This window comes from Pseudoalteromonas sp. 2CM39R (assembly GCF_023161845.1).
In genome coordinates, this window is the sequence record NZ_JALNTM010000021.1 from 38,982 (window position 1) to 56,306 (window position 17,325).

The window sequence follows — 17,325 nt, forward strand, 5'->3', positions numbered from 1 at the left end:
TTAACTATCCATAAATTTTTTAAATTTGCTAAGTTATATGGGCAAAAAAAAATAATACAACTAAAATAGTGCTTTTATTGTCGTTTTAGTAAAAGAGTAGCTTAGTTCAGAAAATCACATTTTTCTTGCAACTTAATTTCTTCTGCCGAAATTTTTGCTTTATAAGCAATCACTTCAACACCATTATCTATAGCTTCAGTTAAAAGTTTGGCGTATTTTGAGTCGATATGTTTTGCCGCACTCACTTGATTGATACCTTCATGTAAAACTGCAAAAAATAGCACTGCACGATGCCCTTGTTGCACCATCTCTATTAGCTCTCGCAGATGTTTTTGGCCTCGCTCAGTTTTTGCATCCGGAAAATACCCTTGCCCAGATTGTGGTTCTGTTTGCGAAAGCAATGTCACAGATTTTACTTCTACATAGCAATGGGGTTTATGTTTATCTGTTAATAAAAAGTCGATACGGCTATTTTCTTGGCCGTATTTTACTTCTGCAGCAATTGTTTGATAGTCAACAAGTTCTGCAATCGCGCCTGCATTTAAGGCTTCTTGCACAACTTTGTTTGCAATCGCGGTATTAACACATATTAAGTGATCGAATTGGTTCTGAGTTAATTGCAAGGATTGAGGGAACTTACGTTTAGCATTATCACTGGTTGAATAAAAAGCTTTAAACCCAGGCTCTGCACAGCCCGTCATTTTGCCGGTATTAGCACAGTGAGCTGTAAACTCTGCGCCATCGGCAGTTTTTAAGTCGGCTAAAAAACGTTTGTAGCGTTTAATTAAGGTAGCTGTTTGTAATGCGGGAGTAAACTTCATGGCTTTTATAAATTCGTTTTTCTTTATTGTAAGTGATTCATTACGAGGATTGAACCACATCTCATAATGCTATTTATCGCAAGCTGTTGGGAACTGACGTTGGCTGTAGTAAACTCGAGCAACATTTTTAGCGCAAAGAGTATTCTAACATGTCAGAAAAATTTCTAGTTCAACTTAGCGAGCAGGGCGCTGCCGCACATTGGGGCGAAAAAGCCGCTCTTTCTTTTACTGAACAAGGCGCAACTGTTCATTTAACTGAGCAAGATACACTTAAAAACGTACAAAAAGCAGCACGTACGTTAGCTAATCAAGGCTTAAAAAATATTGCCTTAGTGGGCGATGTTTGGTGTACAGAAACACAATGGGCTTTCTACCAAGGCTTTGTCTCACCAAAGAATTTAGATGCTATTGAGTTTGTTGAAAATGCAAAAACAGACGGCAAAGAATTGGCTTCTTTAAAGCAAGCTGCGACGTGGGCTCGTCAAATGATCAATGGCACAGCTGATGATATTTTCCCAGAGAGCCTAGCTGGTAAAGCAGCTGAGTTTATTCAGTCACTAGCACCTGAGCACGTAAGTTACCAAATTATTAAAGGTGATGCTTTATTAGAGCAACAATGGATTGGTATTCACGCGGTAGGCCGTGGTAGTGAGCGTCCACCGGTATTATTAGCATTAGATTACAACCCTACAGGTGATGAAAATGCCCCTGTTGCGGCTGCTTTAGTTGGTAAAGGCATTACGTTTGATTCAGGTGGTTACTCAATCAAAGCAAGCGAAGGCATGTTAGGCATGAAATGCGACATGGGCGGCGCAGCAACTGTGACTGCAGGTTTAGCACTTGCTATTAGCCGTGGTATCAACAAACGCATTAAGTTGTTCTTATGCTGTGCTGAAAACTTAATTTCAGGCCACGCCTACAAACTTGGCGATATCTTAACGTATAAAAATGGTACAACGGTTGAAATCGTTAACACTGATGCTGAAGGTCGTTTAGTACTAGCTGATGGTTTAATGGCAGCAGGTGAGTCTGGCGCGCCATTAATCATTGATGCTGCAACGTTAACAGGCGCTGCACTTGTTGCTGTTGGTCAAGAATACAATGCACTGTTCGGTCTTGATAAAGAGCTCGTACGTGACGTACAAGACTTTGCAGAGCAAGAAATGGAAGCTGCATGGCCACTACCACTAGAAAAGTGGCACCAACAAAATTGCCCGTCGCCATATGCTGATACGGCAAACAGTCGTCCACAAAAAGGTGGTGGCTACGGTGGTGCTTCTAATGCGGCTGGTTTCTTATCACGCTTTGTGCCAAATGAAGGCAAAGGTTGGGTCCATATTGACCTTGCTGCAGCATTTAACATGGGTAGCACAAGCGAGTGGGCTGCAGGCGCAACAACACAAGGTATGCGTACCGTTGCAAGAACATTACTAGAAAAAGCGTAAGCAATTATCTTTTTCATTAAGCCCCTTAACTTTATCTAAGTTAAGGGGCTTTTTTGATCTAAAGGGGAATTTTACAAACTGATACAAGCTTTTTTGAGTAAATTAGTATAAAATCACGCCCCACATTTTCTCATCCTGTGGTTAGTTTTTATTAAATTAGCTACACTTGAATGATCATTTCACACTGGGGTCTCTATTTATGTCAGATAAGTGCTATATCACTGCGCAGCAGCTTCTTGAAGATTCATTTCGTGTTGCGGCACAAGTTTATGAAGATGGTTTCCGTCCTGATTTCATCATTGGTATTTGGCGTGGTGGTGCTCCAATTGGTATCGCAGTACAAGAATATTACGATTACAAAGGCATCGAAACTGACCATATCGCAGTACGTACTTCGTCATATTACGGTATTAACCAGCAGTCGAAAGAGATCAAAGTTCACGGTTTGCATTACATCATTGAAAATGCCAATGCAGATAACTCATTACTAATCGTTGATGACGTGTTCGATTCTGGCCGCAGTATTTTTGCATTAAAAGAAAAGCTTTCGGAGTTAATGCGTTTAAACCTACCACGTGATATTCGCGTTGCATGCCCATACTACAAGCCGAAGAACTCAAAGGTAGACATGGTGCCAGATTACTTCATTCATGAGTCTGAAGAGTGGTTAGTGTTCCCTCATGAACTTTCAGGCCTAACGCCAGACGAAATTATCGAAGGTAAGTCTGATTTAGCGAACATCCACGACATTTTACTTGAAAAGTAATCTTGTTCAGATGTTTCATAAAAGGCTCTTAGTGAGCCTTTTTTATTGCCTGAAATTAAGTGCGTAAAACTCCCTATTGATAATAGGGTAGTTTAAGCTGCACAAATGCATTGATGCTTATCACAAAAGAGAATATTGGTGTTTATGTATAGTTTTAAATAGGCAATAAAAAACCGCGCACAAGCGCGGTTTTAAAAGCTTTGTTAGCGTTGTGGACTAGCCACCGTTACCAGAACCACCAGTACCACCAGTACCACCAGTACCACCTGTGATTGGTTGCTCAACAACTTCACAAACTGTAGGAATATCAAGAGTTACAGGTGTTGTGTTTACCTCTAAATCTTGAGAAAGCCATTGTCTATTACCATAGTCATAATATCTAATTGAATAGCTTGAACCTTCTTCTAAAGCAACATTAAATGTAGCACCTTCTCCATAGTAAGTATTTACAAGTGCATTACCTGAGAATAGACGAGAATATGTAGGTGTAGGAACTGGATCAGTGTTAACATCAAAGTCTTCAGTGTTACTACAAACTAACTGAGTAGTAACTTGCTTAGAAATAATGCCAGGGTTTGGAGTAATTAGCTTTAAAGTTTCGCCATCTAAATCACAAATATTACTAACGCTCAATTTCGTAGCAGTAGTACCCGCATCACTTGCTAAACCGGCTAAAACGTTCGCACCATTTTGACGTATTTTCAATGTTACAGGGAAGCCAGGAGGATTAGCTATATTAGCTTGTGAATAATCGCCTCTATTAGCTCTTAAATTACGAACATTACGGCGGAAACCGTTATTCTCAATTACTAGACTATATCGGCCTGCATTTGGTTGCTCGTTACTGTCAACAATATCGAATGATACGCTAGAACATTGATTGTTGTTGAAGTAATCTAAGTTCCAATAAGATAAGTGATTAACGTCTACAGAAACGTCAAACGTGTCTGCACTACCGTTATCTGTAACTTCACCATAGCTTTCAAAAGACCACTTACCAGCGTCTTCATCATAACTCCAAACTGGGAATACATCACCTACAGCGATTTTACGAGCTGTTGGAGAAGGTAACGTACAAACACCCATGCTGTAGCCATTAGCTTCTGCATATGCCGAAAGGTCAGTTGTACCAGCCGGAACTGAAACTGGACATGGGTTTGAAGTATTCTGATCTACCTGCATTGCAACAGTAAGAGAGTTTCCTTCACCGAATGTTTTTACTTTATTACCAGCATCATCAGTAAGCTCGATTGCAACGAAACCACCTGATGTAAATGAACCAGAAACATTTGAATCTGAGCCATCAGGGTTTGCAACAGAAAGGGCTAAACCACCAGGAAATGCATCAAGAGATGAATTTTCAACTGTAGCGCTATCAGCTTCAGTTTCATTACGTGTTGCTTCGTTAGCAAAGTAAGCCACAGTGATTTCAGGCACTGTTTCTAAAGCTGTACCGTCAGCAGTTAAAAACTGAGTACCGTTTTTAATTTTAACAGTAGTACCACCAACAGCAACGCCAGCTTTGTTTACAGATTGAGGAAGTTCAATTTCGTCTTTATCACCAGAAACGCTTAAACCGGTCGTAGGGTCATAAGCTACAGTTGTATTTTCACCTTCAGGTACTAAAGATTCTAATGACTTTGTTTCCGCAACAATAGGAACATCAGAATCAGCTAAATTACGTGGCGTTAGTCGGATTTCATCAGCTGCTACGTTTTCAGTAGTTGTTACTGTGAATGAGCCAGAATTATTTAAGTATCCTTCAGCAGAAACAACATAATCGTAAGTTACGCCATCAGCAGGGATCGACTCAAGAGTAAAGCTGAAAGCTCCATCTGTAGTTGACTTGTCTTCATCAGAAAGTGCATCACCAGCAACACTTAGTAAGCCATCTTCAGAAGATGTAAATGTGATGGTTGCCGTCACTGATTCATCAAGCAATTCTCCTGTAGCATCAATTAAGCTAACAGAGATAGCACCTGCTTGAGTCTCAGCTGCCGTAGGTGGAACTGCTACATCTTGTGTTGGAACTGGTGGCTCAGGCACTGTGTCGTTTTTGTCGTCATCACTCAAACAACCACTTAAGCTTAAAGTGACACCTAACGCTAGCGCTAGCTTGGTTAGTTTAAATTCATTGTTTCCCATAATCGTTACCTTTCTTTCCTTTCTCGTAAAGTAATCAGACTTTTATTAGAGCAAATAGTACCGGTTTGTGCACCGAAAAAACGCCACACATGGTTATCTGTTATTGAAGGATAAGCGTACATTATATATACGTCAAGTGAACATTATATATACTTTCATTAATAAAATAAGAAAGTTCTGTCTTATCTTTCAAGTGCAACAGCTGATAACAAACCGCTTTGCTAAATTGTAATATAGAGTCTTACTGTTAAGAAGCTTAACTCTATGAATATTTATAGATTATCCAACTGAACTTGTGCTGACTTTGCTTTTCAGTTTGGTAATATTATTTTAAAGCATTTAAGAAAAATTTGTAACACATTTATAACTGCGCAAAACTTTCTACGTAGTCACTAAGCTTGTCGATATCTACCACTTGTAAACCTTGATTGCTTCGTTGCACTAAGCCTTTTTCAACTAGTTCTGTAACTACTCGTCTATAAGCTCTTTCTGTGGTGGCAAAGCGTTCTGCTTCGGCATTTACGGTAGGGTAAGCACGCAGTAACGTTGGATTACTGTTTTCAGCTCTTAATAAGCAATCTTTAGCTATATTGTAGCTAAGTGGTAATAGCAGCTTATCTAAGTTTATTTTTTGGTTTTCTTGGAACTTAGCAGCAATAGTTTGCGCTGTGTATAAGCTTAACTCAGGCTTTTCTAATAGTAGTGCGCGCCAATGTTTAAGCTCAATTAGGTTGTAACTTACATCGCTAAAGCACGTAACTGTGTAAATACACGGGTAGTTATTCAGAGCTTCAATCTCACCAATCAGTGTGTTGTTACAATCAAGCTGGCCCAAAAGAAGGCGTCGGCCATTACCCACGTCATAGCTGAACGACACTGTGCCGCTTCTAACTAATACGAGTTTTGACAAAGGTTGATCTTGGTGGATCAGCACTTCTTTTTTAGCTTGTTGAAAACTGCTGCCAGCAAATGTCAGCAATTGGTCAACAAGATAGCTTGAAAAATGATATTGAAACATTAACGCCGCTCTTCGGACAATTGTCCTATTTATTACATCTTAATGACGCTAGCATTAAGATTCTAAGAATTTACGCTAACTTGCTAGTAAGGTGTTTCACGTTACTGATACCTTCATTTCCCGTGTAATGATTTTAAAGCTAAGATTATTCTTAAGCTTTACAAGGTTTTTAGTAAGTTAGCTTTTTTATTTTATTGTCAAAGTAGCACTGAGTGCGTCAAAAAAAATGACAAGCTCCAATGCTAACCTAAAGCCTAGGAGAGAACAATTGAGTTGGGAATATTTAGGCTATTTAGCGTCAGCACTGTTGGTTGCTTCTTTGACAATGAGCGATGTAGTAAAACTACGCTGGCTCAACCTCGCAGGGTGTATTGCATTTACCTTCTACGGGCTGGCAATTGGTGCCGTTCCGGTAGCCTTTACCAATGGCTTACTGGCGTTTGTGAATATTTACCACATCATTAAATTAAAGCGCCAGCAAAAAGCTGACGCCGAGTAACACTCAGTAATATTATTTCTCTTTTTTATATTTCAGCTCGCCCGCAATCCAAGTTTGTGTCACCTTTATATCGTGGATCTCAGAAACTGGGGCTTTGTAATAGTCTTTATCAATCAAAATAAAGTCAGCCCACTTTCCTTGCTCTAAACTACCTACCTTAAATTCTTGATGTGCAGCATAAGCACCACCTAAAGTAAAAGCACGCAAAGCTTCATCACGCGAAAGTAGCTCTTGTGGTCGCCAGCCACCTTCAGGAAGTTGATTATGATCCATTCGTGTAATGGCTGAATATAAGCCATCAAACGGATCAGCAAGCTCTACAGGAAAGTCAGAACCTGCAGCAATTACTGAGCCTTGGGCTAAAAAGGTTTTCCAAGCATACGCCCCTTCAAGTTGTTTTTCAGTTAGGCGCTGCTCTGCCATATGCATATCAGAGGTTGAATGAACAGGCTGCATTGATGGAATAATTTTTAACGTTTTAAAACGAGGGATATCTTCAGGAGTCACAATTTGTGCGTGTTCAATTCGATTACGCAGTAAAATCCCACCGGTTTTTTTAAACACATTTTCATAGGCATCGAGTACAACATGATTGGCTTTATCACCAATGGCGTGGGTGTTCGCACTAAAACCATGAGCAAAACTTAGGTTAAATAGTTGCTCAAGTTTTTCTTGGGTTTCAAGCATTAAGCCGTGGTGATTTTTACGATCGGCGTATTCCTCTATAAGGGCTGCGCCTCGACTTCCTAAAGCACCATCCGCATACACTTTGACACTTCGAATCGACAGCATGTCATTCATGTCTTTATATTTGCCCGCTTTGAGCATGGTTTCTAGCTGAGGATCGGCTGCACTTAGCATGGCAACGATTCTAACCGGAAGGGACTTTTGCTCAGAGCGCTGCTTGTACACTTGCCATGTATCATAATCGATACCAGCATCATGGGTTGATGTAATACCCAAACTCAGCAAGTGTTCACCAGCATTATCTAATGCTGTATTTATGCTGGCATGACTTGCTTTTGGTACATGCTGGGTAATAAGTGTTTCAGCTTTATCAATAAATACCCCTGAAGGTAAGCCAGAATCTAGCTTTAAAATTTCACCGCCGGCAGGAGAGGGAGTTTGTTTGGCAATACCTGCAAGTTCCATGGCTTTTGAGTTAACCCACACAGCATGGCCATCAACGCGAGAAAGCACCACAGGTTTGTCTTTTACATATTTGTCTAAATTAGCGGCAGTTGGAAATTCACCGCCAGGCCACTGCTCTTGGTTCCAACCGCGACCAATGATCCAACCTTGTTTATCTTTGGCAAACTCAGCCAGCATTTTGCCAACCTCATCTGCCGAGCGCGTATTCCTGACATCAAGTTGTGAAAGATTATTACCTAAACCAATTACATGGCCATGAGCATCGACTAAACCAGGTAACAACGTGGCTTGCTTACCATCAATTGCGGTGGCGTCAGGGAAGCTGTTTTTAATTGAGTCAGTGCCTGTTTTTACGACTTTACCGTCTTTAAAAACCAGTGCAGAAAAGTGTTGGGTTTCACCTTTGTAGGTAGGCGTGTAGCCATTTACATTGTAAATAACAGTGGTGTTGGCAAAGCAGCTAAGTGAAGCTGTTGCCAGTAAGCTGATGATGAGTTTCATAATCTTCTAATAGTTTTTATTGATTTATGAAAACAGTATCAGAGTTGCAGTAAACTGCAACTCAGCAGCAAGTAAATAATTAACTGTAACTCTTTATTTGCTTGCGTAGACCTTAAATTCACTGAGCGATAATTTATTATCTTTATCGCTGTCGTAGTTTTTAAAACGAGACCACAGAGCAGGATCTCTCGCTGACTCTGAGCGAGTCAGGTAGCCATCGTCATTACGATCAAGTTGTTTAAATTTTTCACCAATACTATCTGCAGCAAAACTTATTGTGCTAAATACACCACATAAAATTAGGCTGGCAAAGGTTAATTTTGACATTATTTTAACTCTTGTTTGTTAAATAGTGTTTAAATTCAAGGAGCGAGATTTGATGATCTTTATCTGTATCCCACTGCGCCATGCGTTTTTGCAAGTGCGGTTGAGAAGACAGTTCCTGCACAGATAAAAAACCATTTTTATCTTTATCGAGATGATCAAATCGTTGTTTTACATCCAATGCTAAGCTATTGAAGCTTATAGTAATTAAGGTACATGAAGCAAGCCAGAAAATTCTCATAATTACTCTCCAAATAAAAGTGCTTGCCATAATTTAACTCCCATAATTTAAATCCGTTTACACATTCCCTCTGGGATTATGGCAAGCACTTTAAGCCGTTAAGGTTTGAATTTTTCAAACTCTTGTTCAGACAGAACCTGATCGCCGTTTTCATCCAGATCGGCAAATTGCTTAAGTAAGTTATCGTGTTTGGTTGCTTCAGTTAATGAAATCTCACCGTCGGCGTTTGTATCAAATTTAGCAAATCGAACATCCATCTGTGATGCTAAAACGGTGGCGCTGATAACTAAAAACATCAGCGAGAATGCAGCTAATAGTTGTTTCATTACAATCTCCTATTGAATAAACGACTGAAACTCAGAAAATGAAATTTGGCCATCTTGGTCACTATCAATTTGAGTAAAGTTGCCATGTAATAATGCATCTTCAGATGCTTCTGCTTCACTCAAAAAGCCATTACTGTCTTTATCAAGCTCGTTAAACGTTGTTTGCAAATCTAGTGCATAACTACTTAGCGAGAAGATGCTTATAAGTAGGGTGGCTACCTGGGCCGTTACTTTCATTTTGTGTCCTAAATAACTAATTTGCTTAGTACTAATCAAAATCAGTGCCAATGTTAAAAGGTTCTAATTATCAATAGTTTATGGTTTTTATGTGGTTTTGAATGCGAAATAGTTACAGGGTGTTGTGTCTTTTTTGCAACGATTTTCAGGTGTTAAAACTTTATCCATTTTATTTCAATGAGTTAGCCTGTTGCCAAATAGCAACTTTGTATCGGTTTTTGGGTAGAAATCAGTACTTTTTAAGGTCGGATTCAGCGAGTGTCTAAGTTTGTTCACTAATAATCAGCATCTGAAATTATGTTGAGAGTGAATATGCAAAATACAGTAGCGATAAAAATAAAACAGTTACTCAATTGGCGACCTAGTCTTATTGGCCAGTTCGTCTGTAGCATTTTGCTGTCTTTACTACCGTTATCTTTGGTGGTGATTTTATTTTTAAATGCGCTTAATAAGCAGCTAGCGGTGACTCAAGAAATCGTCGGTGACAATTACGAAATCACTAAAGCATTTAATAACCTCAAACAAGACTTAAATAGCTTAGAAAGGGCAACTCGACAAAATTGGGTGCTTAAAAGTGAATCCCTCGATAGCTTGATTGCCAATAAGTGGCAATCTTCACTGCAAAGTATTGATGAACTTATATTTTTAAGCCCAACCGCTGATTATGTCTCACAGTGGCGGCAACTGGCTGAGGTATTACAATTTGCACAACAGCACTTGTTGATAGAGCAAAAGCAAGATGGTGAACTGTTTGCACCTGCCAGCAAGCTTATCAGTGAGCAAACAAATTGGCTCAAAGAGCAAAATGAATTACGCATCACAAAAAATCAGCAGCAATTAAAAGCACTTCAAGCTTCATTTATTAATTGGCTAGTTGCGTTAATTCCACTCACGTTAATGGTCGGGGGCGGGTTTCTTTGGCGGATCAGCGGACGACTCAGAGAACTCACACATGTAATTGATAAACTAGGGCAAGGCCATTGGCAGCAAAAAATTCAAGTTCGCGGCTCGTCAGAGTTAGTTGAATTAGGTAATAAACTTGAGTGGGTTCAAGCGCAGTTACATATGCTTGAGCAGCAAAAAGATACGTTTTTACGCCATGTGACACATGAACTAAAAACGCCCCTTGCTTCGATGGTTGAAGGCACAGACTTACTTGCAGATGAAATTGTTGGCCCAATCAATAGCGAGCAACAAGCTGTCCTTGAGTTAATAACACAAAGTATGGTGCGACTCAGAGCCATGATTGAAAGCTTATTGAGTTACAACGCGATTCGAACGAGTAAGCAAAGCCTAAGCGAGCTTAACTTTAACTTGATGATGAATAAAATTGAGCGTCATTTTGAGCACCGATTATCAGCGCGTGATTTATCCATTACTTGGGTTAACGAGTTACCAAATAAAGCCTTGTTTATCTCAATTGAGCTACTTGAAATGGTGCTTATTCAGCTTACCTCAAATGCGCTGAAGTTTTCGCCGGAACATGAGTCAGTGACAATAAAAGCAAGCTTAAAACAGGGGCAGTTAATTTTGAGTGTCAGCGACTTAGGAGTAGGGATAGAAGATACTGAAAAAGCCGCTGTGTTTGGGGCTTTTTACCAAGGCAAGAATGCAAAACAACATACTGAAATGGGCAGCGGACTTGGTTTAACTATCGTTAAAGAAACTGTTGAACAATTAAACGGTAAGCTCTCTATTACAGATAATGAGCCACAAGGGTGTGTATTTACAGCCATTTTACCAGTTCAATTAACCCAAGGAGTTAACTGATATGGGCTTAGCGAATAAAGCCAGTTTTATGCTTGTTATAGGCACGCTTTTTATAACAGGGTGCACGATCACGCAAAAGCATGTTGAGCCAAAGCAAGTAGAGCCGACAAAAGGTGTGAAACCTCAAGGGCAACCTAATCCAAAGCCTCGGCCGAAAAGTGAGCCGCTATACCCGCCTGCAAGTACAGTCATTGCTTGGCATGCTGCCAAGTGCGGTGGCTTTAAAGCAAGCTCTGATAAAGCAAATTATGTTGGCGAGAATGAGCTAAAGCGTCTGTTTGAGTCGATTTGTTTACTCGCAGCTTCTGAGCCAGAAAAAGCCCTTAATCAGCTTGAAAAAAGTGACCATGCTTTTTATTGGCCAGATGATATTAAGCAGTATCTATGGTTACAAAAGCAATATTTACAACAGAATTTAGCGGCAAAACAAGCTAAACAAGCGCTAAGTGATGAAATGGAAAAAACCTTATCGTCGCTTGCGACTATCGAACAACAACTTCTGCTACGTGAAGAGACCAAGGAGCAGTAACCATGAATGAAGTAACAAAACCACGGGTTCTATTAGTAGATGACGATGCGAGTTTATTAAAGTTACTGGCAATTAGAATTGAGTCAAAAGGCTATTTGGTAAGCACAGTCGAAAGTGGCATTGAGGCATTACAAACACTAAAAAACCAAACCTATGATGCGGTGATCACTGACTTAAGAATGGATGAAATGGACGGCATGGCTCTACATCGCCAATTACAAAGTCGTTACCCTTCGATGCCGGTGATTATGATGACAGCACATGGTTCGATACCTGATGCCGTGGAAGCGACTAAACAAGGTATATTCGCGTTTATTACCAAACCGGTTGATAAAGATGAGCTGTTCGACAGCCTTGCTAAAGCTATTGAGATCCATGGTGTACACGGTGATGAAACACCGACACAAATGAATATTGTCACCCGTAGCGGCGCGATGTTGCATTTACTTGAGCAAGTTAAATTGCTTGGTCCAACGCAAGTGAATGTGTTGATCTCAGGTGCCAGCGGCACAGGTAAAGAGCTGCTTGCACAAGCAATACATCAACACAGCCATGTTAGTGGCGGGCCATTTGTGGCAATTAACTGCGGCGCTGTGCCGGGGGAGCTTTTAGAGTCTGAATTGTTTGGACATAAAAAAGGCGCGTTTACAGGTGCAGTCAAAGACCATCAAGGTTTGTTTCAACAAGCACAAGGTGGTACCCTTTTTCTGGACGAAATAGGTGATATGCCGCTAAATTTACAGGTCAAACTGCTGAGGGTTTTACAAGAGAAAACCATTCGCCCTGTGGGCTTTCAAGAAGAGATCCCAATTGATGTGCGGGTGGTGTCGGCGACTCATAAGAATCTTCCTGAGGCAATCAATAACCAGCAGTTTCGTGAAGATTTATACTACCGATTAAATGTGGTGAACTTAAAACTACCTCCGCTTTGTGAACGCCGAGAAGATATAAGTTTGCTTGCACAGCATTTTGCAGGTCTAATTGCTAAACGTATGGGGCAAGAGCAAAAGCAGTTTGCTAATGATGCGATGCATGCGCTGGTGCGCTATGACTGGCCGGGTAATATCCGTCAGTTACAAAATGTGATAGAGCAGGTAGTAGCCCTTACACCTGGTAAAGTGATTGCAGCTCAGCTAGTCGAGAGTGCCTTAAACAGCAATGTTAGTATTGCTGAGCCACTTTCGCTAAATGATGCAAAAAAAGAATTTGAGCGAGATTACTTAATTAATATGCTGAAAATGTCTGCAGGTAATGTTGCTGAAGCTGCAAAGCTTGCGAAACGTAATCGCTCAGATTTTTATAAATTAATTAAAAAGCACAACATTAATGTTGAAAGCTTAATATAAGGAAAAACATGGCGCTTTTTTTAGTCTATCTGGGCGGTCGTATTCAAGGCTGCCACATTGAAATGCACGACGTTCGATTTGTCGTAGGCGATAACATTGAACAAACCTATTCAAAGCTAAAAGCACAGTGGGTGGGTGATAAAAGCAATGTGCACATGGATAGCTACATGCAAATTCAGCACATTGATGGTTATCAGGTCGAAGTGGTTGATACTGCGCATCACCAAGCTGAAAAACTGTATTTTGTGAATTTAGGTGCCTATCGAGCAGATAGCCTTGCTGAGCAACATGATTTTGCATTGTACGTTGCCCGTAGCAGTGAAGAAGCAAAGCAACGCGCTAAAGAGTCTTTATTAGCTGGAATGACTCATCTTCATAAAGATGATTTACACGATGTAGACGATTGTTTTGCGATTGATTTGTTAGATAGCAACTTATCAATAAAATTAACGCCAAGCGGGCAAGCACAAGCAATGAAGCCCGATTGGTTTGGCTATCACGTTCTGTAATACCAATCCGCAATAATACTTAATCATTTTGAGGGATTAAACCTGTCGCTACCTGCGTTAAAAATTTCTGATTTAGAACAACTAAATAACGAAATGTTTGCCTTGCTATCAACGAGGTTTTCTTGCCTCAAAATAGACCACTTAATTAAGCGAATTGGTATAAGCTATTCTTGGTTATCGTTTTTACTGGCAACTTTAAAGGCGATAATCACCAATCCAAACAAGGCAAATGGCAGTGCAGCGAGTAAATACTCAACGGTATGGCTGTCTTGGTAGTTGGGCTGGAGTAGGAAGTGACCTGCAACACAAAGTAAAATAGCCACGAATAAAACGGGCAGTAAAATCAGTTCTTTTTTAGGTGAGTGTTTTTTCATTACAAGGCGTTATATTCCAAAGGTGCGCCATTGTAATGATCTCGCCTTACTCAGGTCAAATAAGTTGCTTTGTAGTTTGCTTTATATTGCGCTGTATCAACTTTTTTAGTGTCAGCTTTTACAGGCTGCTTTTTTGGGGCCGCTGGTTTATCGGTTGCTTCATTATAGCTAAATAGCCCCATAATGAACTCAATCTCTTCACGTTGTAATCCAGATCGCATGATGCCCTCCAAAGTATAATTTGCCTTTTGTATTACAAATATTACGTCCTGTAATCTGAATTATCGGTGAATACCCAGTCATTAAACTGTAATCATATGTAACGCAAATATGCTTATTTAATAGGCAGCTCCACAGTGAACACAACACCTGTGCCATCATCCAAATTTTCTGCCAATACTTTACCGTGATGGTAATCGCAAATAAGCCTTACAATATAAAGACCTAAACCCAAGTGGGGCTGCTGTTGATGTTGCTGACTTCTCACCGAGACCATTGAGTCGAAAATATGTTCAACTAAACCGTCAGGGAGCAAAGGCCCTTGGTTGCTAATTGTTAATAATGCATGGTGCTCTTGCTTGGTTAAGCTGACTGAAATTGTGCTTTGCGGGGTTTTAAACTCCAGTGCATTGTTGATGAGCTTATCGAGTAATTGCGCAATAAACTCAGGAGCGCCACTAACATTTAACGGCTCTTTACAAAGTGACAAGGTAAACAGGCTTTCACCATAGGTTATTTGATAGCCTTGCATGCAGCCGGTGATCACTTTTGTCAGGTCAAACTCTTCTGCCTCGGCGCTTTGAATACTTTGTTCAAGGCGCGTTGCTTCGCTCATGGTGGTTATTATTTTGCCCAACCGTTCAACCCCTTCACTAGCACGGTCGAGGTATTTTTGACTCAGTTCAGATTGCGGCTGCATTTGTAAGTTTTCAAGTGATGAGCGTACAACAGCCACAGGCGTACGCAGCTCATGGGAGAGTCGTGATGACATATTTTCTAAGTAATCAGTATAACCACTTAAACGGCTAACAATGTTGGCAAAGCTGCGAGAAAGGTCGCCAATTTCGTCATTCGAATCGGCATAAGTAATTTTGCCGGTGATCCGCCCTTGGGCATCAATGGCTTGCTCGGCATTGTCACGTAAGCGGCGAATACGGCTGGAAATTCTTGAAGCAAAAAAGAATAGCGTCACAGTACCAACAAGCATCACCGCTAAAATGACATTAAATAGTTTCTCTAACGATTTATTACGTAGGGTGCGCACGCCGTTGGTGGTCTCTTCTGCGATTACTGCACCAATGACTTTATCTTGGATCCAAATAGGGTAGGCCGCCGATAAAATAACGGCTTTGTTATCTGGGGTTAAGCGCCATGATGATGCAGGTTTACCATTTAAAGCACTGGCAATATGAGTACCTTGCATCGCAGCGACATCATGTAAGGTATCAATGAACTCATTTTCTGGGCGAGTTAAAATTTTATAGTAAATAGGGTGTAAGTAATCTTGCTCAAAGCGTTGCCACCATGTTGTTGCCGGCGCATCTTTTAGGCCGTCTGCCCAAACGCCATCGGCATGATGAATTGAGCCTGATTGCGCAAGTACACGGTGGTGGTTATCGACGACCCAAATTCGACTGCCACTGTGGCCCATGCCTTTCAAAATACGGTTAATTTCTGGTGAAGGCACTAAAACTGAGCCGATATCATTGGGGTTTTGTAGGTTTGAGGTCGACATTAGCTGAGGCTCAACCTTGTCTTCATCCCAATCTTCAATCGCAAAACCAAGCTTATTACCTAGCATCGAAAGCGGAAAACGCAGCTCTATGTTGTAACCCGTGTCGGTGCTTTTAAAATAGCCTTGGATTTTAGTGACTGGCTCTTGTGTTGTGGCGTCAAAGGCATTAACCCAACCATCTTGGCGGGCGGCCACCACATAACTTTTAAATTCACCTTCAGGTGTTTTTAACATGATCTGTAAGTGATCATTACGGGTAAAGCTAAGCACATTTTTAGCACGATACACCAGTGAGCTGTCAGTGACTTTAAATGCCGCATAAAGGTAGTTTTCGTACTTGCCTACCATGTGATCAAAACTTAGATCACTTTCTTGATGCTCATTGCTTAGCCCCTGTAAGTAGCGTTTGTCATAATGCCAAAATAAGCTTTGATAAGGCTGCCACTCCGACAATTTACCATCAAGTTGAATGGGGTTATTTAGGTTATAGGCATATAAATCTCGGCCTTTTACAACTTGATCTAAAAAGTTGGTTTGCGAGTCAAACAAAGCGGGGCGCTCATGTAATGCGGTTGCGAGTGCGCGGGTGGTGCCTACTAAGGTTTTTTCTTGCCCTTGTCTTAAGAACTTTTCCATTTCCCACACATATTCATAGCCAAGCCAAGGCAATAAAAATAAAAAGCAGGATAAGAAAATAAACTTTGTTCTAAGCCCCAAACGCAGCATTAAGCTTGCTCCCAGCGATAACCCATACCGTAAACGGTATCAATGCAGTCAAATGTACCATCTAAAGCAATAAATTTTTTACGAATGCGTTTTACGTGTGAAGTAATAGTGCTGTCATCAACATAAATCTTGGCATCACTCATTAATTCGTTGCGGCTTTTTACATGGCCTGGGCGCTGTGCAAGCGAATGTACCATCCAAAATTCTGTCACAGTTAAATCAACCAGTTGCTCTTGCCAAAAAACCTGCATGCGCTGAGTATCTAACTTTAACGGGCCGCGATGCAAAAGAGCGGTTTGATCGGCAGGTTGGTCAAAGGCATCAAGGCGTCTAAACAATGCGCCAATTCGAGCAGCAAGGTGCGCCATACTGATGTCTTTGGTTAAGTAGTCGTCTGCTCCCATGCGCAGCCCGCATACAGTATCAATTTCGCTATCACGGGCGGTTAAAAATATAATCGGTAAGGTTTTAGAAAGACTGCGTAATGTTTGGCAAAGTAAAAAACCACCATCCACTTCATGGCCAAGGCCAATATCAACAATGGCTAAATCAGGTAAAGATTGACTAAATGCCAGTTCAGCACTGGCTCTGTCAGCAAAGCCTACAACCTGATAGCCCTGAGCGCTGAGCATTTCAGTGTAGTTTTCTCGGATTGCTGTTTCATCTTCAACGATTGCTATTTTCTTCATTGTTAATACTTACTTAAATTCTTTCTATAGCGAACTATACCTAATTTTTTGCCTTGCGTACTGGCAAAAACGCGATTGCCATTTTTCTGCCACAATTGCTCAGCAGTTTGCCTTTTTTGATCCTCTTTATTGCCATTTCGACTTGTTTTAATAGCTCCATACCAAGTTCGCA

The 17,325-nt window shown here is 40.7% G+C and carries 19 protein-coding genes; 7 read left to right on the forward strand and 12 right to left on the reverse strand.

What is annotated here, in order from left to right:
* Positions 1 to 101: 101 nt before the first annotated feature.
* The gene (gene sfsA, locus MTF66_RS31025) at positions 102 to 821 is read right to left on the reverse strand and encodes a DNA/RNA nuclease SfsA (RefSeq protein ID WP_248529606.1); all 720 of its coding nucleotides are present in this window, start codon (positions 819 to 821) and stop codon (positions 102 to 104) included.
* Positions 822 to 970: 149 nt separating this feature from the next.
* Here sfsA and pepB point away from each other — a divergent pair, with 149 nt between their 5' ends.
* Entirely contained in the window at positions 971 to 2,266 is a 1,296-nt protein-coding gene (pepB, locus tag MTF66_RS31030) for an aminopeptidase PepB (protein WP_054560873.1), read from the forward strand.
* A 199-nt stretch (positions 2,267 to 2,465) separates the two neighbouring features.
* A complete protein-coding gene (locus tag MTF66_RS31035) occupies positions 2,466 to 3,032 on the forward strand; it encodes a phosphoribosyltransferase (RefSeq protein ID WP_054560872.1) in 567 nt (188 codons plus the stop codon).
* Positions 3,033 to 3,248: 216 nt separating this feature from the next.
* Here MTF66_RS31035 and MTF66_RS31040 read toward each other — a convergent pair whose 3' ends face one another.
* Positions 3,249 to 5,177: a hypothetical protein gene (locus MTF66_RS31040; RefSeq protein WP_248529565.1), complete on the reverse strand. Its 1,929-nt coding sequence runs from the start codon at positions 5,175 to 5,177 to the stop codon at positions 3,249 to 3,251.
* 361 nt (positions 5,178 to 5,538) lie between these two features.
* Positions 5,539 to 6,195: a Crp/Fnr family transcriptional regulator gene (locus MTF66_RS31045; RefSeq protein WP_054560870.1), complete on the reverse strand. Its 657-nt coding sequence runs from the start codon at positions 6,193 to 6,195 to the stop codon at positions 5,539 to 5,541.
* A 268-nt stretch (positions 6,196 to 6,463) separates the two neighbouring features.
* On the opposite strand from MTF66_RS31045, the gene MTF66_RS31050 reads away from it, so the two are divergent.
* The gene (locus MTF66_RS31050; RefSeq protein ID WP_054560869.1) at positions 6,464 to 6,694 is read left to right on the forward strand and encodes a YgjV family protein; all 231 of its coding nucleotides are present in this window, start codon (positions 6,464 to 6,466) and stop codon (positions 6,692 to 6,694) included.
* Positions 6,695 to 6,706: 12 nt separating this feature from the next.
* On the opposite strand, the gene MTF66_RS31055 is transcribed toward MTF66_RS31050, so the two are convergent.
* The 5 genes from MTF66_RS31055 to MTF66_RS31075 all read right to left on the reverse strand — a co-directional run bounded on the left by MTF66_RS31055 (position 6,707) and on the right by MTF66_RS31075 (position 9,475).
* The gene (locus tag MTF66_RS31055) at positions 6,707 to 8,347 is read right to left on the reverse strand and encodes an amidohydrolase (protein WP_248529566.1); all 1,641 of its coding nucleotides are present in this window, start codon (positions 8,345 to 8,347) and stop codon (positions 6,707 to 6,709) included.
* Between the two features lie 93 nt (positions 8,348 to 8,440).
* On the reverse strand, positions 8,441 to 8,674 hold the full coding sequence (locus MTF66_RS31060) for an EF-hand domain-containing protein (RefSeq protein ID WP_054560867.1): 234 nt from the start codon (positions 8,672 to 8,674) through the stop codon (positions 8,441 to 8,443).
* Positions 8,675 to 8,678: 4 nt separating this feature from the next.
* Positions 8,679 to 8,942 carry an EF-hand domain-containing protein gene (locus MTF66_RS31065; RefSeq protein ID WP_308200273.1) on the reverse strand — a complete coding sequence of 88 codons (264 nt, stop codon included), beginning with the start codon at positions 8,940 to 8,942 and terminating at the stop codon, positions 8,679 to 8,681.
* A 68-nt stretch (positions 8,943 to 9,010) separates the two neighbouring features.
* A complete protein-coding gene (locus MTF66_RS31070; protein ID WP_054551189.1) occupies positions 9,011 to 9,238 on the reverse strand; it encodes a hypothetical protein in 228 nt (75 codons plus the stop codon).
* A 9-nt stretch (positions 9,239 to 9,247) separates the two neighbouring features.
* Positions 9,248 to 9,475, reverse strand: coding sequence for an EF-hand domain-containing protein (locus MTF66_RS31075; protein WP_248529567.1), 228 nt, complete (start codon positions 9,473 to 9,475; stop codon positions 9,248 to 9,250).
* Between the two features lie 312 nt (positions 9,476 to 9,787).
* Here MTF66_RS31075 and MTF66_RS31080 point away from each other — a divergent pair, with 312 nt between their 5' ends.
* The 4 genes from MTF66_RS31080 to MTF66_RS31095 are packed head-to-tail and all read left to right on the forward strand — an operon-like array spanning position 9,788 to position 13,629.
* Positions 9,788 to 11,245 carry a HAMP domain-containing sensor histidine kinase gene (locus MTF66_RS31080; RefSeq protein ID WP_248529568.1) on the forward strand — a complete coding sequence of 486 codons (1,458 nt, stop codon included), beginning with the start codon at positions 9,788 to 9,790 and terminating at the stop codon, positions 11,243 to 11,245.
* Between the two features lies 1 nt (position 11,246).
* Positions 11,247 to 11,774, forward strand: coding sequence for a hypothetical protein (locus MTF66_RS31085; protein ID WP_248529569.1), 528 nt, complete (start codon positions 11,247 to 11,249; stop codon positions 11,772 to 11,774).
* 2 nt (positions 11,775 to 11,776) lie between these two features.
* Positions 11,777 to 13,120: a sigma 54-interacting transcriptional regulator gene (locus MTF66_RS31090; protein ID WP_248529570.1), complete on the forward strand. Its 1,344-nt coding sequence runs from the start codon at positions 11,777 to 11,779 to the stop codon at positions 13,118 to 13,120.
* An 8-nt stretch (positions 13,121 to 13,128) separates the two neighbouring features.
* Entirely contained in the window at positions 13,129 to 13,629 is a 501-nt protein-coding gene (locus MTF66_RS31095; RefSeq protein WP_058585737.1) for a DUF1543 domain-containing protein, read from the forward strand.
* Positions 13,630 to 13,793: 164 nt separating this feature from the next.
* On the opposite strand, the gene MTF66_RS31100 is transcribed toward MTF66_RS31095, so the two are convergent.
* From MTF66_RS31100 to pdsR, 4 genes are all read right to left on the reverse strand, one after another.
* Positions 13,794 to 14,003 carry a hypothetical protein gene (locus MTF66_RS31100; protein ID WP_054551195.1) on the reverse strand — a complete coding sequence of 70 codons (210 nt, stop codon included), beginning with the start codon at positions 14,001 to 14,003 and terminating at the stop codon, positions 13,794 to 13,796.
* Positions 14,004 to 14,053: 50 nt separating this feature from the next.
* Positions 14,054 to 14,224 carry a hypothetical protein gene (locus tag MTF66_RS31105; RefSeq protein ID WP_156426462.1) on the reverse strand — a complete coding sequence of 57 codons (171 nt, stop codon included), beginning with the start codon at positions 14,222 to 14,224 and terminating at the stop codon, positions 14,054 to 14,056.
* A 113-nt stretch (positions 14,225 to 14,337) separates the two neighbouring features.
* Positions 14,338 to 16,464: a proteobacterial dedicated sortase system histidine kinase gene (pdsS, locus tag MTF66_RS31110; protein ID WP_248529571.1), complete on the reverse strand. Its 2,127-nt coding sequence runs from the start codon at positions 16,462 to 16,464 to the stop codon at positions 14,338 to 14,340.
* Positions 16,464 to 17,153: a proteobacterial dedicated sortase system response regulator gene (gene pdsR / locus MTF66_RS31115; protein ID WP_248529572.1), complete on the reverse strand. Its 690-nt coding sequence runs from the start codon at positions 17,151 to 17,153 to the stop codon at positions 16,464 to 16,466. The genes pdsS and pdsR overlap by 1 nt, the downstream gene beginning before the upstream one ends.
* Positions 17,154 to 17,325: the final 172 nt, after the last annotated feature.

What these genes read in the sequence shown, in the direction of transcription:
- pepB (WP_054560873.1), top strand. Translation starts at nt 971, where the DNA reads ATGTCAGAAAAATTTCTAGTTCAACTTAGCGAGCAGGGCGCTGCCGCA.
- MTF66_RS31035 (WP_054560872.1), top strand. Translation starts at nt 2,466, where the DNA reads ATGTCAGATAAGTGCTATATCACTGCGCAGCAGCTTCTTGAAGATTCA.
- MTF66_RS31095 (WP_058585737.1), top strand. Translation starts at nt 13,129, where the DNA reads ATGGCGCTTTTTTTAGTCTATCTGGGCGGTCGTATTCAAGGCTGCCAC.
- MTF66_RS31090 (WP_248529570.1), top strand. Translation starts at nt 11,777, where the DNA reads ATGAATGAAGTAACAAAACCACGGGTTCTATTAGTAGATGACGATGCG.
- MTF66_RS31085 (WP_248529569.1), top strand. Translation starts at nt 11,247, where the DNA reads ATGGGCTTAGCGAATAAAGCCAGTTTTATGCTTGTTATAGGCACGCTT.
- MTF66_RS31075 (WP_248529567.1), bottom strand. Translation starts at nt 9,475, where the DNA reads ATGAAAGTAACGGCCCAGGTAGCCACCCTACTTATAAGCATCTTCTCG.
- pdsR (WP_248529572.1), bottom strand. Translation starts at nt 17,153, where the DNA reads ATGAAGAAAATAGCAATCGTTGAAGATGAAACAGCAATCCGAGAAAAC.
- MTF66_RS31080 (WP_248529568.1), top strand. Translation starts at nt 9,788, where the DNA reads ATGCAAAATACAGTAGCGATAAAAATAAAACAGTTACTCAATTGGCGA.
- pdsS (WP_248529571.1), bottom strand. Translation starts at nt 16,464, where the DNA reads ATGCTGCGTTTGGGGCTTAGAACAAAGTTTATTTTCTTATCCTGCTTT.
- MTF66_RS31065 (WP_308200273.1), bottom strand. Translation starts at nt 8,942, where the DNA reads ATGGCAAGCACTTTTATTTGGAGAGTAATTATGAGAATTTTCTGGCTT.
- MTF66_RS31100 (WP_054551195.1), bottom strand. Translation starts at nt 14,003, where the DNA reads ATGAAAAAACACTCACCTAAAAAAGAACTGATTTTACTGCCCGTTTTA.
- MTF66_RS31070 (WP_054551189.1), bottom strand. Translation starts at nt 9,238, where the DNA reads ATGAAACAACTATTAGCTGCATTCTCGCTGATGTTTTTAGTTATCAGC.
- MTF66_RS31040 (WP_248529565.1), bottom strand. Translation starts at nt 5,177, where the DNA reads ATGGGAAACAATGAATTTAAACTAACCAAGCTAGCGCTAGCGTTAGGT.
- MTF66_RS31105 (WP_156426462.1), bottom strand. Translation starts at nt 14,224, where the DNA reads ATGCGATCTGGATTACAACGTGAAGAGATTGAGTTCATTATGGGGCTA.
- MTF66_RS31060 (WP_054560867.1), bottom strand. Translation starts at nt 8,674, where the DNA reads ATGTCAAAATTAACCTTTGCCAGCCTAATTTTATGTGGTGTATTTAGC.
- sfsA (WP_248529606.1), bottom strand. Translation starts at nt 821, where the DNA reads ATGAAGTTTACTCCCGCATTACAAACAGCTACCTTAATTAAACGCTAC.
- MTF66_RS31045 (WP_054560870.1), bottom strand. Translation starts at nt 6,195, where the DNA reads ATGTTTCAATATCATTTTTCAAGCTATCTTGTTGACCAATTGCTGACA.
- MTF66_RS31055 (WP_248529566.1), bottom strand. Translation starts at nt 8,347, where the DNA reads ATGAAACTCATCATCAGCTTACTGGCAACAGCTTCACTTAGCTGCTTT.